At 52.0% G+C, this 15,699-nt stretch carries 13 protein-coding genes and 2 pseudogenes; 1 reads left to right on the forward strand and 14 read right to left on the reverse strand.

Translation table 11 applies throughout. The features are described from left to right. Positions 1-375: 375 nt before the first annotated feature. From PHV74_01710 to PHV74_01725, 4 genes and pseudogenes are all read right to left on the reverse strand, one after another. Positions 376-699: pseudogene (locus tag PHV74_01710) on the reverse strand (helix-turn-helix domain-containing protein). Between the two features lie 256 nt (positions 700-955). Next, on the reverse strand, positions 956-1,540 hold the full coding sequence (locus PHV74_01715) for a flavodoxin family protein (GenBank protein MDD5093086.1): 585 nt from the start codon (positions 1,538-1,540) through the stop codon (positions 956-958). Continuing rightward, positions 1,537-2,322, reverse strand: a complete 786-nt coding sequence (locus tag PHV74_01720) for an enoyl-CoA hydratase/isomerase family protein (protein MDD5093087.1) — start codon at positions 2,320-2,322, stop codon at positions 1,537-1,539. Before PHV74_01720 ends, PHV74_01715 begins: the two co-directional genes overlap by 4 nt. A 15-nt stretch (positions 2,323-2,337) precedes the next feature. Continuing rightward, positions 2,338-4,374, reverse strand: coding sequence for an NAD(P)/FAD-dependent oxidoreductase (locus tag PHV74_01725; GenBank protein MDD5093088.1), 2,037 nt, complete (start codon positions 4,372-4,374; stop codon positions 2,338-2,340). A gap of 135 nt (positions 4,375-4,509) precedes the next feature. Between PHV74_01725 and PHV74_01730 the strand changes: the two genes are divergently transcribed. Further along, positions 4,510-5,841 (forward strand): transposase, encoded by a 1,332-nt coding sequence (locus tag PHV74_01730; GenBank protein ID MDD5093089.1) that lies wholly within the window; start codon positions 4,510-4,512, stop codon positions 5,839-5,841. Between the two features lie 151 nt (positions 5,842-5,992). Here PHV74_01730 and PHV74_01735 read toward each other — a convergent pair whose 3' ends face one another. From PHV74_01735 to PHV74_01780, 10 genes and pseudogenes are all read right to left on the reverse strand, one after another. Further along, complete coding sequence (locus PHV74_01735) at positions 5,993-6,184, reverse strand: hypothetical protein (protein ID MDD5093090.1); 192 nt, start codon at positions 6,182-6,184, stop codon at positions 5,993-5,995. Positions 6,185-6,188: 4 nt separating this feature from the next. Beyond that, complete coding sequence (locus PHV74_01740; protein ID MDD5093091.1) at positions 6,189-6,980, reverse strand: SDR family NAD(P)-dependent oxidoreductase; 792 nt, start codon at positions 6,978-6,980, stop codon at positions 6,189-6,191. A gap of 259 nt (positions 6,981-7,239) precedes the next feature. Continuing rightward, the gene (locus PHV74_01745) at positions 7,240-7,515 is read right to left on the reverse strand and encodes a ribbon-helix-helix domain-containing protein (GenBank protein ID MDD5093092.1); all 276 of its coding nucleotides are present in this window, start codon (positions 7,513-7,515) and stop codon (positions 7,240-7,242) included. A gap of 302 nt (positions 7,516-7,817) precedes the next feature. Beyond that, a complete protein-coding gene (locus PHV74_01750; protein ID MDD5093093.1) occupies positions 7,818-8,186 on the reverse strand; it encodes a hypothetical protein in 369 nt (122 codons plus the stop codon). A gap of 191 nt (positions 8,187-8,377) precedes the next feature. Further along, positions 8,378-9,253: an SDR family oxidoreductase gene (locus tag PHV74_01755; GenBank protein ID MDD5093094.1), complete on the reverse strand. Its 876-nt coding sequence runs from the start codon at positions 9,251-9,253 to the stop codon at positions 8,378-8,380. 556 nt (positions 9,254-9,809) lie between these two features. Beyond that, positions 9,810-10,279 (reverse strand): annotated as a pseudogene (locus PHV74_01760) (IS5 family transposase). Positions 10,280-10,682: 403 nt separating this feature from the next. Further along, positions 10,683-11,894, reverse strand: a complete 1,212-nt coding sequence (locus PHV74_01765) for a CoA transferase (GenBank protein ID MDD5093095.1) — start codon at positions 11,892-11,894, stop codon at positions 10,683-10,685. Positions 11,895-11,932: 38 nt separating this feature from the next. Beyond that, positions 11,933-13,237, reverse strand: coding sequence for a 2-hydroxyacyl-CoA dehydratase family protein (locus PHV74_01770; GenBank protein ID MDD5093096.1), 1,305 nt, complete (start codon positions 13,235-13,237; stop codon positions 11,933-11,935). A 19-nt stretch (positions 13,238-13,256) separates the two neighbouring features. Next, positions 13,257-14,423: a 2-hydroxyacyl-CoA dehydratase family protein gene (locus PHV74_01775; GenBank protein MDD5093097.1), complete on the reverse strand. Its 1,167-nt coding sequence runs from the start codon at positions 14,421-14,423 to the stop codon at positions 13,257-13,259. A 243-nt stretch (positions 14,424-14,666) separates the two neighbouring features. Then, complete coding sequence (locus tag PHV74_01780; protein MDD5093098.1) at positions 14,667-15,689, reverse strand: C-terminal binding protein; 1,023 nt, start codon at positions 15,687-15,689, stop codon at positions 14,667-14,669. Between the last annotated feature and the right edge of the window lie 10 nt (positions 15,690-15,699).

Here is a 15,699-nt window from a genome sequence, read left to right on the forward strand (position 1 = left end):
AGCAATTCCCTCCCAGTTATCAACGCCAACCACGATTGCCGACAGCAAAACCTTTGAGCTGAGTGAGACCAGTGTCATATCCGCAACCGTGACCACCGACCTGTTCATCACTCCCCGGATCGTCATCTTGGCCAATCGGCAATCCATTTCTCAAATGCGCAGCGAAGTGGCTGCGGAAGGGCATCTCGCTGAGGCACATTCTTAATCACGTTGCCTGCGAGTCTGTCCTTATCGACACGTAGCCCTAACTGTGTGTGATATTGCGACTCGTATACCGTATAGGCCGTTTTGTATAGATTCATAACCATGACATACTTTTCAGAAGATACGGGATACGGCTCTCATCCCTGCCAGTACATGCGAGAAGTTCCCGTTGCTGCAACTGAGCGCCACCAGATGAGCTTCAAAGTCCCCATCCGCTTTCTTGCTATAAACCCGCTGACCCTCATGCCCGCAAAGAGCAATATCGAACCCTTCTTCCACAAACCGTTTCTTGACTCGGTCAATCTTTCGGGTACCAATGTTCAGCACCCGGGCTATTTCACTGTTCGTAGGATTGTGTTCTTGAACTTCCCCTTCATCGCAGTTCAGGAGAATGAGGGCATTCAAGACCTTTCGAGAACTATGTTTCCCTTTTTCTGTAATCTTCTTGAGTTCCTTGCGTTCCTCGTCCGTCAATCTAACTTTATATTTCAACAGCGGCATAGCAACCTCCTTTCTGGGGATTACCATACCGCATTTGTAGCGTCAATTAAAGTATGACATGACACTAGTCCGCGCTAAACAATAGGCAATGTTGCGCGCGATTACGTATCCGCCTTCCTTGTTATAGCCCGTGCCCATCGGTGCCATGACGATCCGATTCTTGAGAGTCATTTTGCCTATCTTTGTCGGTTCGAATAAGCGCCGCAGCATTCGTCGATTCTGATATCGTCGATGAGACGAAGTGGTAAGCCTATAGACCTGCCATGAAAATCACCTTGCGAGCAGTTTTCCTGGCGTCTATCAACAGGTCTTTGCGGCGAGTAACTGCGTCTTTCTTGAACCCAAGTCCACAACCGCGAATCACGTGTATTCGGGCAAAGCCGATCATATCGAATACAAATCGGTAGCGGTTGGGGAGATCGGTGAAAGATTCTGCATCGGCTCCCTGGGTAACAACAAATACAACAGTCTTTCCTTCCGACAGTCTGACCCGGAAGGGACTGCCAACGATTTGAGGCGCACAAAACGAATAGCACCTGTCGATGAACCCCTTGGTTTGCGACGATACGTCCAGGAAGTAGACAGGCGAAGCAACAAGGAGAACGTCACATTCTCGCACGGCTTGTAGGACAGGAGTCAGACCATCCCGCTGAACGCATTCTGCGCGATCGGTCTTGCAGAGACCACATCCCAGGCATCCCCTGTAATTCAACTTACTGAGCCGGAAGCGCTCAATCTGAACTTCGAGTCGTTGCGCCTCATCGAGAAATGCTTCAGCCAGGGTGTCGCTACAACCCCCTTGTCTGGGGCTTCCGAATACCGCTACAAGTCTCATTTTCCTTTGAATACGACCTTTCTTTTCTCGACGAATGCGTCGATGGCTGCATTCGCATCTTCAGTGGCAAGGGTCATGCCGACAGATCTGGCCTCAAGCTCCAGCACCGATGCCATATCCATGGTCAATGATTGATAAATAGAAGCCTTGGCTAAGCCTATTGCCTTTGATGGGCCGTTGGCCAGTCTGGTTGCGAGTTCTCTGGCCGTGGCCTCCAGTTTGTCGGCCGGCACCACGTGATTGACCAGTCCGATTCTCTCCGCTTCAAAAGCATTTATCGTCTTTCCGGTGAAGATCAGTTCGCAGGCACGGGCAACACCGACTAGTCGCGTCAAGAAGTATATCCCGCCAGTGTCCGGATGGAATCCCAGAGAGATAAAGGCAGAGCAGAAACTGGCGTTTTCGGCTGCAATGATGATGTCGCAAGCAAGGGCAATGTTTAAGCCCCCACCTATAGCAGGACCATTAACTGCCGCGATTAGCGGCTTAGGCAGGTTTCTCATGGCGGAGACCATCCTGGCCCCGTCATGGGCAAGCCCCATGACCGTTATCGGGTCTCTCGATGACGCAAAGAGCTTGGGAACATCCCCTCCCGCACAAAACGCCCTGCCAGCGCCGGTGACGATGACGGCTCTGATTTCATCGTCCCTTTCCACCTCGCCCATTACCTTCGTCAAGTCAGACATCAGTTCGGGGCTCATGGTGTTCAGCTTTTCTGGTCGGTTGAGGGTAATTGTAGCCACCTTATCCTGTTTTTGCAGTAGAATGGTCTCATAATTCATGATTGCCTCCTAGCGTTAGATACTGTTCCCGATCTCGAAACCAGAAGCGATAGCACCTCCAATCCTCTTGACCGAATTCTCACCAGTGGCGTCGCCGATCAAGTAGACGGCAGGGATTTTCCCCTCCTGGCTGGCAGACAGCTCCGAATTCTTCTTGAGACCCAGTGTCAGTACGACCGTATCCGCCTCGAAGAAGTCTTCGCTACTGTCTGCCCGGATCACTCGGACACCTTTGTCCGTTATCTCCTTCACCTTGACCAGGGTCTCCATTTGGACCCCGCCTTCCTTCAGCATAGACAATTCTGTCCATCTGGAGACCGGACCGATGTCAGAGCCCAAGCGTTTGGATTCTTCCAGAATGGTCACCTTCTTTCCTTTCTCCATCAGCGTTAGTGCAAGCTCGCATCCTGCAAACTGCCCGCCGACGATAACCACCTTTTTCCCGATCGGGAAAGGCAAACCCATGGACTTCCTCATGAGTGATGGTTGACCGGCGGCATGCTTCGCGACAAGAGTGCTGACTTTCCACGATAGGCCTTTCTGAGGCGGGATCCCGTTGATCAGATTCTTGATATCATGACCGGTGATTACATGGTTGCCCTGGACACCGGGCACTTCCGGAATGACGGCTTCACCACCGGGAGCTATGATAAGCACGTCCGATTTTATGCTTTCCAGCATATCGGGGGTTACCTCCGTCCCCAACCTCACATCAATAGGCAGGCTCTCGACCTGTCTGGTCATCCACCTGAGCAGCTTCTCAACCTTGTCGTTCAAGACGGCTCCCAATATCATGAGACCGCCCAGACTTCGATCCTTCTCGAAGAGAACCACTTTATGGCCCCGGATTGCAGCTACCCTGGCTGCCTCCATGCCAGCAGGTCCGCCTCCGATGACGACCACTCGCTTGCTCTCCAAGGCAGGTTTTATCGGCTCTGCTCCCAGCTCAGCGTTCACGCTGCAAACTACGGAACTGCCCGACATCACCGTCTCGATGCACCGGCAACAGGCAAGACAATGGCGGATATCATCGATCCTGCCTTCTCTCGCCTTGTTAGGGAATGCAGGATCGGCAAGGAGGGCACGCGCCATACCGACCATATCGGCTCTTCCTTTTCCTATTATCTCCTCGGCCAGAGCAGGGTCGTCGATTCTGTAGGCAGCGACCACCGGGAGACTGGTCACCTTTTTGACCTCCTCAGCCGCGTAAACGAAAGCCCCGGCCGGCACCCATTGCTGAATCATTGGCCTATTGGTTTCATGCCATCCTACCTGCACATTGAGGGCCGCAACCCCCGCTCTCTCCAAGACCGGCACCGTCTTTTTGGTGTCCTCCATGGTGTTGCCACCCTCCATAAACTCGTCGGCGGAAATGCGGCACATGAGGGGGAAATCGCTCCCGGCCTTCTTCTTTGCCGCGTCAATGATTTCAAGAAGGAATCGCCTCCTTTTCTCCGGGCTTCCGCCATAATCGTCGGTGCGTTTGTTGGAATACGGTGAAAGAAATCGATTAATGAAGTAGCCTATCCCGGCATGGAATTCCACAATATCGAATCCGGATTCTCGCGCCCTTCTGGCACCTTCTCCGAACTGCTCCACGATCTGGCCGATCTCATCGATTCTCAACTCCCGGACCGGACCAACGCCGGGACCTCCCGGTCCCTCAGAAGGTCCGACTGCTTCCAGAGGGGCGTCCTTTCCGGACCTCCATTCATAGTTGAGGAGTATTTGGGCAGCTATTTTGGCGCCATGGTCATGCGCTGCCTGTGTCAGAGTTCTGAGGCCGGGGATGAATTTATCGTCCCAGATGCCGACCCCCATAGTGACAGCCGTATATTGAGGCTTGGTGAACTCGAAATGGGCCGGATAGCAGCATCCTAGAATGATCAAGGCCGTACCGCCTTCAGAGGCCGTCCTCACGAATCGGATCAGCCGGTCATTCACTCGGTAGTTCTCTCCCAGCCCAGTGCCCATGCCCTGCTGGATTATCCTGTTTCTCAGTTCCACATTCCCTATGTTGATCGGCTCAAACAGTCGGCTGAGCTTGCGCATTGCTTACCCCCCTTTGCATACTGAGGCTGTTTAGTTTTGTTTTTCAGCCTCGATTTCGACCCTTGTTGTAATGCCTTCACCCCCACGTATCTGGTAGAATCAACTCAGATTCAGATTGAGGGGGGAGAATCCTTTATGAGAACAGCCAATCAGCTCACCTTCACCACCTATGAGGCATCCCTTAAGCTCAAACCCAGTGATCCGATCAAGATGATCTTCGATAAAATCGACTGGTCCTTTGTCCATCGCCTGGCCAAAGACAAGTATTCCCCTCAAGGAGCAGACGGTTACGATCCACTCTCGTTGTTCAAGGCGCAACTCCTGATCTATCTGGGCGAGGTGAAATCGGACCGGCATCTGGCGGCTACCCTGCGATACGATGCCAGACTCTGCCTCCTTTGCGGATTCAACTTCCTGAAGACGCCTTCCAACGGCACCTTCACCAATTTCCGTGATCGTCTGGGGGAAGATATCTTCTATGAGGCCCTTCATTGTCTGATTGCCCAGGCCATCACCTTAAAGGTTATCCGGGGAGGCCATACCGCCACCGATTCCACTCACTTATGGGCACATTCCAGCCGGTTCGGCAAAAAGACCTGCTCCTGCAAGGGGAAGTGCGATTGCCCCCGGAGCTATTCCGATTCCGACGCCCAATGGGGACACAAGACCAAGGAATATGCTTTCTTCGGCTACAAGGCTCATCTCATCGTAGATGCCAAATCCCAATTGCCTCTGGAAGTGATCGTCACCCCGGGCAATGACAACGATTCCCCCTATGCCAACCCGCTCCTCAAGGGAGCCAGAAAGAAGCATCCCGACAACCGGATCGCTTCCAATGCTGCCGATTCTGCCTATGATGCTTATGAAAACTATCGGTTCGCCATTGAGGAAATGGGGGTGGCTCCGATTATCGCCTTGAATCGGCGCAATGGACCGGATGCGCTTTCCGTCGGCGAACTCACCCTTTCAGCGGATGGCCAATACACCTGCATGGCGGGATTCCAAGTCGTCTACTGGGGAAAAGAGTCCCGGAGGAATCGGCTTAAATTTCGATGTCCGGCAGCTCTGGGTAAATGCCAATGTCTCTCCCAATCGGTTTGTTCGCCTTCAAGCTATGGAAAAACCTTTTATCTTCACCCTGATCGCGATTATCGTCTGGTCGGGCCTGTTCCGAGAGGAACCGCTCGCTGGAAAGAGAAGTACAATGCCCGCACCAGCGTGGAGAGAGCCTACTCCGAAGAGAAGGGTTCTCATCGTCTGGATAGCCCCAGGGTCAGAGGATTGCCCAGGATCAAGATCCATGTCTACTTGGCCTTATGCGGGCAAGTGGCCAAAAAAGATCGGGGCTGTGATCACCGAAGAGCTCATCAAGCCTCAACCATCGCCATGCCCGATAAGAGCTTAGCCGAGCCGTACAACGGATGCACTATCGCATATTCAAGGGATGATACTGTCTGTGCAAGCTGATTATGCTGTTGTTAAGGTGCCCAAACCCTCAATATCGAGGGCTTAACCGATGAGAATGTCATCTGAAAACTATCCCGCTGGTTTTGAAAACCGAGTCAACCTCCAACCAGAAAAATCTAACCGCTATTCTCAAACGGCATCACACTTAGAATCATTTCTTCTTCAGCGGCTTCTCTTTAAAGGAGCGCTCTGTTTCTTCAAGAGTGCCATTGATCCCTTTCTCTTTTAAGGATTTGAGTAGATTGAACTCGCCGGGCCCGGATTGAATATTGGTTTGCCAGGTTTGCTCCTCAACGCCAGCATACAGGCTCGCTCCATGACTTACCCGGATTGTATTCCTCAAATCATCACACGGGGCCGAATTGCTGGCGTAACATTTCCTCAGTGAGAAGCTGACCGTGAAGCTTCGAGCAAGCAACCAGAACGGCATACTTCCCCCACATTTGAGGTGACTGCACAGGAACAGACGGTGGCGGTTCGGGATGGAGAATTAGCATGCCTTCTGTGGCGGTCCACACGGGCTCGAAAGCATTAACGGTAATATTGTGTGGGGCGACCTCCTTCGCCAATACGACGGTCAGGACGTTGACAGCCGCTTTGGTCATCGAATAGGCGACGCTGGTTGAGGTGCCCAGCCTTTTTTCCAGGTCAGGATCAGCGGCTATGAAGCTGATAGCAGAGGAGACATTAATAATACTGCCGGATCTTCGGGCTATCATGTGGGGCAACACTGCTCTCGTGCACATAACGGGCCCTCTGACGTTCACCGACCACAACAGATCATACTGGTTTAAAGGGACTTCGAGGAGGGTTCCCCGGGTACTTATGGCTGCATTGTTGACCAGGATGTCGACATGTCCGAAATGGTTCAGTGCCTGGGATACGAGGTTTTCGATGTCTTGCTCCTGCGTTAGATTGGTCTTGATTGCCAAAGCTTGCCTGTTCATAGCTCTTATCTCACTGGCAGTCTGGTGGATTGTACCTGGCAACTTCTTCCCTTCAATTTCGGTTCGGGCAGCCACAACAACATCGGCTCCGGCGCGAGCCAACTCGAGGGCAATCGCCTTCCCGATTCCGCGGCTGCTTCCCGTAACTATCGCAACTTTGCCACTGAGCATACCCGACAAATATTTGACCATTTCTCATCCTTTCGAGAGTGCATTCATAATAGACTCCCCTTCTTGGGATCTCCACGAGGGGCAGTTCCTTTCAGCCAGTGCTCTCTAATCTTAGCTGGCTAAACGCCCTTTTCAAATGATTCTTTACACGTACCCAAACAAGACAGAAGTTTCAATCTAAACCTCCATGAAACCCTATTCATCAAGAGAATAACCCCTCAGACCCTGATCCGTGAATACGAAATTCTAGCTTCGTTTGGGTATTACCCTGTAATACCAACTATCTTGAAAGAGATTTTAGCTGTTCCTTATCCAAAGAGATACCGTATTTGTCGAGCACGGCAGATGCTATTTCAGACCAATTTCTGGCAGCGTTCTTTTGCTGCTTTATGAAAGCAATGAAATCGGGAGTTGTAACCTGCTTCTTGTTCTGCAGCCAATCGGTCAAAGACTCCCTCAATATCTCCGAAACTCCTCTGCCTTCTTTCCCAGCTATCTCCTTTAGCTTTGAATATATCTCTTCTTCCAGTTTGAATGTCACTACCACCTTTGCCATGACCGTATGGTATTACAGGGTATTACGATTTTCAACCACCCCGAAGGTGTCAATAACGATGAATCTCTTGGACTTCAGACTCCTGTGAGAATCCACGGATTAAGGCTCAGAGGTATTCTCTTGATTTTTCGCTCAACGCAAAGTTGCCTTTCTTATTACTAAGCTGGCAGCCCAGTAATGCACACGACACATTCGAAACCTCCGGGCTTTTGCCCACCCTGACTATGTGCAAGGCCCAGCTTGGGATTCTTGAGCTGCCGTGCGGGATTATCTACCTTCCCCTGCAACTGCTTATAGCACTCCTAGATATTACTCACACCACTGGCTCCTACCGGATGACCGATAGACTTCAGCCCGCCATTGGGATTGACCGGCAGGGATCCATTAAAAGCGAAGGCCCCGGCGTCGACATCCTGGCTGCCTTTGCCAATATCTCTGAACCCAAGGCCCTCACCAGCAGTTCGCTGATGCTGAAGCAGTCGTGGATTTCGGCGAGGCTGATCTCCTTGCGAGGATCTTTGACTCCGATAGATGCGTACGCCTTCTTTGACGCCCTCTCCGTCTCTTTCCAGTGAGTCCAGTGAAACTCCGCCGACAGGAGTCGGCGGCTTCTGGAATACGCGACTCTTGACCCTTGTCCAATTGTCGCGCGCCTTCGGCAGCCTATCCATCCCCGGACAGGAGTCTGGGGCTTTGACGGCAGAGTAATAGTGTCGGTATCCACCGCAGCCATCCCTTGGCCGATGGCCAGTTCGAGTGAAACTCCCCCAAACAAGCTGGGGGGAGTTTCACTTCCTCGGTGATGGCAGACGGTGCTTGACTCATGGTTTCTTCTCCTCCTGTTTGGGCGGCCAAAAAGGGTTTACCGTCCCTTCGCCAGGGTGTTCGGAATATCTTTAGCCAGATTCTCAACCGTCCACGGCACTCCTCTGCTGAAAATGCTCTTTACCGGCTCAAGCGGCCACGAGAAACGCGATATCTCGCTACCGGATACATCAAAGATCTGATTGGTTATGCTTGCCGCTGCCTCGCTGCACAGATATACCACCATTGGCGCTACAACGCTGGGGTCTCTGTCTCCTGCCGGAGCAACCCCTGTGCGCTCTCTCTCCTTTTTCGCTGCTTCACTCATGCTCAGTCTGGTATCGGCATGCGGGAAAATGGCATTACTGGTCACGCCGTTCTTCCCCAAGGAGTTGGCAACAACGCCAGAAAGACACAACATCCCCGCTTTGGCAGCCCCATAGTTTGCCTGCCCCACGCTTACCCCATAAGACGCATTCGAGGACATGAAGATCAGTCTGCCATAGTTCTGTTTCCGCATCAGGGGTAGAGCATGCCTGGTGCAGAAGAAACTGCCATAGAGATGGGTCTTCACCACGATGTCCCATTCCTGCTCCGACATGTTGAACACCATGCGGTCTCTGGCGACCCCTGCGTTGTTGACCAGAATATCTATCTCGCCGAAGTTGTCTACGGCGGTTTTTATTATGTTTTCTCCACCATGCCAGGTGGCCACGCTATCGAGATTCGCAATGGCAATCCCCCCTTCTTTCGTGATATCAGCAACCACTTTGTTGGCGGGAGTACTGTCTTGTCCGCTGCCGTCCAAAGCTGTCCCATAGTCATTCACTACAAGTTTGGCTCCCTCCCTTGCCATAAGCAGACAAATCTCCCGGCCAATCCCGCCGCCCCCGCCTGTAACCACAGCGACTCTACCTTTGAGCGATTCTCCCATTTCAGTAACCCTCCTTATTGCATCTATTTGACTCGGATAACGAAGTTGAACACATCCTAGTAACTTGTAACGCTAATAATTTCGGATATGGCCGATAGCTTTTCAGCGGTCATAAACTTCCCCTTGTCCCCCTCTTTGTGAAAGAGGGGGAAGCGGCAGGGCGGCAGGGGGCGTTGAACATACGATCATTTGGCTTCTCTGAATTATCCCTCTTCAGCGATGGAATGCGTGTTACACAGTACTGGGTGAACATGCCAAACTTCGGTTTGCGATCATGTTGAGCATACCCCATTAGCGCCCCGGAACTCCTAGAAATACCACACTGCACCACTCTGTGATGCATAAGGCATCTTCCGATGCCAGTTGCACATGCGCGTACAAAGAGAGCCTCCGACGCCATTTGTCCTCTACGTCCATATCAGCTTGGGAATGAATGTCTACCTTAACGGCTTCTCTTTGAAGTAGCGCTCCTCTGCTTGAATCGCGCCATGGATTCCTTTCTGCTCCAGTTCTTTGATCAAATCTCGGTCTGCTTCATCTACGGGTCTCTGGTTTAAGTTTCGTTCTTCGTCGATGGAGGCGTGTCGATGATGGTGGCATCTACAATGGTTCCCTCACGCAACAGGAGTCCCTTGTCAGCCAGATACCCTTTGTCTTCTCGAATATCTTTTCCGTGAGCCGATTCTCTTCCAGGTAATGCCGGAAGTTCAGAATGGTGGTTTCATCCGGTATCACATTGACTTCCAGATCGATCCGGGCAAAGCGTCTCATCGATTCACTATCATGAAGCGAATCTTCCATCGCCGGATCGGATAATCCGTACCACTGCTGCAGGAAGTAAATCCGCAGCATCCGCTCCACCGGCATCGGTTGCCGTCCATTGCCTTTCTTCGGATAGCGCTTCCAGACAATCTTCAATAATTCTTCCCACGGGATCACCTGATCCATCTCTTCCAGAAACCTCTCCCGACGAGTCCTCTTCTTCTTGTTGTCATAAGCCAGGCTGGCAAAAGTGGGTCCATTTATCACGGCAGAACTCCTTGAGTTGATCTGCCATTATTATCGCATGATTCGGGACTTATTCAGAGGTTCCTCAGGTTTATCACAGATGGCGTTTCTGCTTATAGGACTCCAGGGTGTCGATAGAAGCTTTTGTCTTTTCCTTGGTCTGTGCCTCAGAGTAGTCTCGTGCATGTGGTCAACGAAAGCGGGATAATTACAGCATCGGAAATACGGGACATGGATACTTTAAAGGCCACGCCTCTGTGCTCCCTGACATCGAGCACATGTCGCCGTGCTCAGCAAATTGAATACCTGGGATCGATCAAGCTTCAGTGTGGCAATTCCTTCCTTCTTGGAATAAGCTATGTTCTTGAAATCAATGCCAACCTCCCCCTTAGCATCTCACTCATTGCGAACATCTCGTTCCTTAGACTATGCCCTCATCTTTTAGGTTCGTGATATTGTCCCAGTTGTAACCCAATTCCAGCAAAATTTCCTCCGTATGTTGGCCCAACTCGGGAGCGGGCAGCCGGATGCCTGCAGGAGTTTTGGAAAAATGCAAGGGCATCCCAACCATCTTTACCTTTCCCCGCGCAGGATGGTCGAAGTCGGCGATGTAACCATTTTCCAATACTTGGGGGTCACGAATGACATCATTGATGTCATTCACCGGCGCATAGATGAGGTCCCCCCCCGCCTTCTGAAATTGTTTCATCCATTCATCACGGGTTTTAGTAGCAAAAACCCGGTCCATGATAGGAATGATTTCCTTGGAGTTCTGCGACCTTTTGTCCATTGTGGCAAAACGTGGATCTTTCTCATATTGGTGCATGCCCATGGCTTGGCAAAGAGTTGGCCAATAGCGATCAGCCTGAAGCATAGCAAAGGAAATCCATTTACCATCCTTGCACTGGTAGTGATTGGAGAGAGGATTCCCTTCCTCGGCACGCCTTTTCCTGGGTAACGCCTGCCCAAGATCCAAGGAGGCAGCTACGTTAAGCGCCTGCAAGTGAATCATACTTCCGAGTTGGGAAACATCCACCTCCTGGCCTATGCCGAGACGTTCACGGGCTATTAAGGCAGCGAGCACAGCGTAAGATAGCATTATAGCTCCGGTTTGGTCGGCAATACCTCCCATCATCATGAGAGGGGGCATATCGGGCTCGCCAAGCGTGCTCATGATCCCTGATCGAGCCAAGCCACAGCGATCGAAAGCTGGGGCCGCAGAATCAGGACCCTTAGGACCATATCCCGAGGCCGTGGCGTATATGAGCTTTGGATTGTGTTTGGAAAGAGTGGCATAATCCAACCCGATCCGTTCGGGCACGCCTCTGCGGAAGTTGTGAACCAGAACGTCAGAAGTCTTAACCAGACGATAAATGAGTTCCTTTCCCGCATCCTGTGCAAGATCGACGGTCAGACTCCGCTTGTTGTGATTGTTGGTATCAAAATAGAAGTTCCCGGGACTGCTTTTGGTGCTAAGTCCAGCTATGCGGGACATGCCTCGAGCGGGATCACCACGCCGATCTTCGATCTTGATGACATCGGCCCCAAGATCGCCAAGCATGGCAGTGGCTACCGGCCCTTGTTGCCAGATGGTCCAATCGATGACGCGTATGCCTTCTAATGGTTGTGACATGCTAGTGATTCCTCCTAAGATTCTCCCTGACAATTTACTCAACGGGGTTTCCGCTTGTGCGTTTCCATGGTCTCGATGAAAGCGTCGATCTTTGCTTTCGTCTGGAGCTCCGAGTAGTCCCGGTCGTCCACGATATCGCTTTCCATAAACAACGTGGGAATCCTGACATAATCGCGCAGAACGTTCTCAAAATACATCTGACCCACAGTGGTGGCGCGACAGGAGATACTGCCGTGCATCACCAAGCCATCGGCTTGATATTCGTCTATCCAGTCCAACAACCGCTGAACACGGGGATGTCCCGGTCCCTGAAGGGCTTTTTTCTGCTTGGTGGTAAAGCGATGGTAATACCAGCGGGCCAAACGCTCCAGCGGATCATTGTACTTGTGAGCATCCTCGAATGGCTCGAACTGGCAATAACAGGTCTCGATAACACATACCGCTCCCTGGTCCTCGAAGTGGTTGAAGAGGTTCATACTATGCCATGGAGGCAGACCGCCACCCCAGATAAGTCGATATCTTTCCTCCGGCACCACTCCGATATGATTGCGGACCCGTTCTTCCAGCTCGTCGTACAACCCCTTGTAAAAATTGATCGATTCGGGATCCGACGGATGAAACATGCCGGGAACCACGCAACTCAACATGTCCTCGGTAGGCATGGGGCACGGAACGGAACGGCGTATCTCGTAGCACCTCCACCACATCGTCCGGGTCTGCTCGGCGGTGACTACGGCTGCCATCAGCTTGTCCTCGTCCATCTTCCGCCCCAGAGTTTTCTCCAGAAACGCCTTCAGTCGCTTGAGCTCCTGAACCTGATAGGGTACATAGAACTCCCGTACCTTATCCGGGTCAACATTGTTGGGGGGCATGAGCACTTCAAAGGTAAAGTAAGGCACATCCATATACCGCCCCATCGCCTGATACCACTTGAAGCGCGGATCGCAACCGGCGCTGGAACCGATAAGCATGGTGGGATCGGCCATGCCGCCCTCCGGAGCATCCGGAGGGATCATCCCCAATTCCTTGCGTTTGGCAGCATGACCGAGGCCTGTGCGAACATAGCCACATATGACATTGGAAAAGCCATCAGCCTCAGCAGCCTCAAGAAGGGGACCGGCCCCTTTCTTGGCCGCGCACACCGCCCCATAGTTTTCAGTGTATACGGGGACAACATCCATAGCATAAAGCATCTCTTCGGCGATGGATGCCACCATCACCCAGGCCACTGGCGCTCCCTCGTTCACTGCCTCACGTGCCTTCGAATACATCCGCTTTACGATCTTGTAACTCTCTTGGGCAGTCTTGGTGGATTTGGTTGCGGTAGTTTTATCCTTGCTCATCTCAATATCTTCCCCTTGTTCAACTGATCGTCTCCAGAAACGCCTGGATACGTGTCTTGAGTTGGCCCACATTCGTTGCCATGTAGTCGTCCTCAATGTGCAACACCGGATAACCCTGGCCCTGCAGATAGTCCCTGACGTCCGGCACATCCAACTCTACGGTATCGCAAAATCGGATCACGTAGAGGACTACGCCATCGACCTGCCAGTCGCGGGCAAAGTCCCGGATGTAGCCAAACCGATTCTCCATATCGGCCAGATAATTGCCGGGCGACTCGCGGTACGTGCGGGCACAGTTCGTCTTAAAGAGATAACGGTCCACCAGGCCATCGAGCAAATCCTCGGTGATTTCTACGTCATGCCAGAAGGCTTTCGTGCCCGTGCAGATGTCATCGACGACCACATTGGCGCCACAGTCCTCCACCAGCTTGATGAAGGCTTCATTGTCGATATCGGTACCGTACACCATCACCCGGGCCGGTTTCTTCCCCGACCTGTTTCCCTGCCGGTTGCCGACCTCCTTGATAACCTCCTGAATGAGTTCGTTGGCTTCGCGGACAGGTATCGTCATGGCAACGGTAACCAGCCGGATCACCTCTCTCCCCGTTATGAGGGGCGGATCGATTTTCCTCAGGTGATAAAGCTGACGCAACAGCGCACGACTCTGATTATGCAGCTCTATAGCCTGGCACAGTTTCTCATCAGTGAGTTCGGCCCCCGCAACCTGCTCCAGAGCGTTTTGCAGCCTGCCTAGCGCGACTTTGAAGAATTCAGCCGAAGCCGGCTGCAACATGTGAGGCACATCGAGGTAGTGATTAAGAGCCAGAGGCTTATAATGCGTCCAGAGGTCGTATATCTTGAGCACCGTATCGCAGCTGTGGGGAATCACCAAGCCGTCAAGAAAGTCATACTTACCCTTCATAGCCAGATCAAAACAACTGCGCACGAAGGAGCACATGATCGTCTCTACATAAGAGTCCGCCTTGGTAATGGGCTCATTGACATCTCCCATTATGCGTAGGGGTACCATATCAAGGGCCGTAATCATCTCGACCGGTGGGAAGCAGCACATATAACCAATGACTTTCTTTCCCTCCTTTTGAAGCTCCCGGGCTCGCTGAGTACGGTCAAGATACAACTCATCCGCCTTGGCAAGACCCTTGGCCTGAGTTGCTTTTCTCATCATGAATCCTCCTTTTCCTAAATTCCACCGAGGGGGCAAGATGTTCTCAACCGCTTTATATCACATACCTTTATCCACTTGAAGATACGGGCAACAAACATCGTTGAGGTCAGATACTACATTACACTGTCCTACCGGCCACCAGCATTACCGGCTTCCCCATTTCTGCTCGTATTTCTCTTCGACTTGAGGATTAACAAGGCCGTGAGGCCACTGCTTCTTCCTCCGGTTTATGTGTGGGCTATTCTATTTCTTACCCCATTTCTTTTGCCACAGATCCTCTGCCTTGGGATTCACTGCGTAGTGAGGAAACTTGCCCTCAAGAGCCATGATCACCTGGGTGATCGGCTTGCCCCACATCTCCTCCTGCGCTTGCTGAGAATAAAACGCGCTATGGCCGGTAAGGTCGACATTTTCCATCTTGAGCAACGGGTTATCTGGCTTAATGGGCTCATCCCATGTTACATCAAGGCCTGCCCCGGCGAAGAGTCCTTCCTTTAGCGCCAGGATGAGACCTGGCTCGTCCGCACAACGACCCCGAGCAGTATTGACGAAATAGGCAGTCTTTTTCATCTTCTTGAACTGTTCATAACCGATCATGCCCTCCGTCTCTTTGTTAAGTGGGGTATGCATGGTGATAAAATCCGACTGCCTTAGGAGTGTATCCAGATCCACCGGCTCTATGTAGCGGTTCTTCATCACTGCCGGAAGGACATACGGATCATAGGCGATAACCCTCATGCCCAACCCATGGCACTTGAGAGCAGTAGTCATACCGATTCGACCCACGCCGATCACGCCCACGGTCTGATCGCGCATCCGGTACATGGGAGAAAGAACTGCTAGAAGTCCTTTCGAGTCCTTGAGCGTGCAAATTTGTGTCTCCTTTACTGCCTTGTTGATTTTGACATACTTGTGGCCCAGCGCCAGTATGAATGTGACGGCCAGCCCTGAAACCTCATCCAAACCGTAATCGGGGACATTGCAGACGGCTATCCCCAGTTCAGTGGCCGCGTCTACATCGATCTTTTCATAGCCTACGCCAGCACTGGCAACGACACGACATTTGGGAAGAGACTGGAGCACACGGCGGGTGAATGGCTGCACTGAAGTACCACCCATTACTGCATTAGCGTCTTTTGCGTTGGCGATAATATCGTCTTCCGTCATCCAATTACCTTTCACCAAAGTATGTCCCAACGGCTTCAGTAGTTCTCCTTTGAAATTGCAGCTGGGCATGTCCAAACATTGAACGACTTTGAAACCCATGAACTCCCTC

The sequence above is a fragment of the Dehalococcoidia bacterium genome (genome assembly GCA_028711995.1).
GTDB lineage: Bacteria > Chloroflexota > Dehalococcoidia > SZUA-161 > SpSt-899 > JAQTRE01.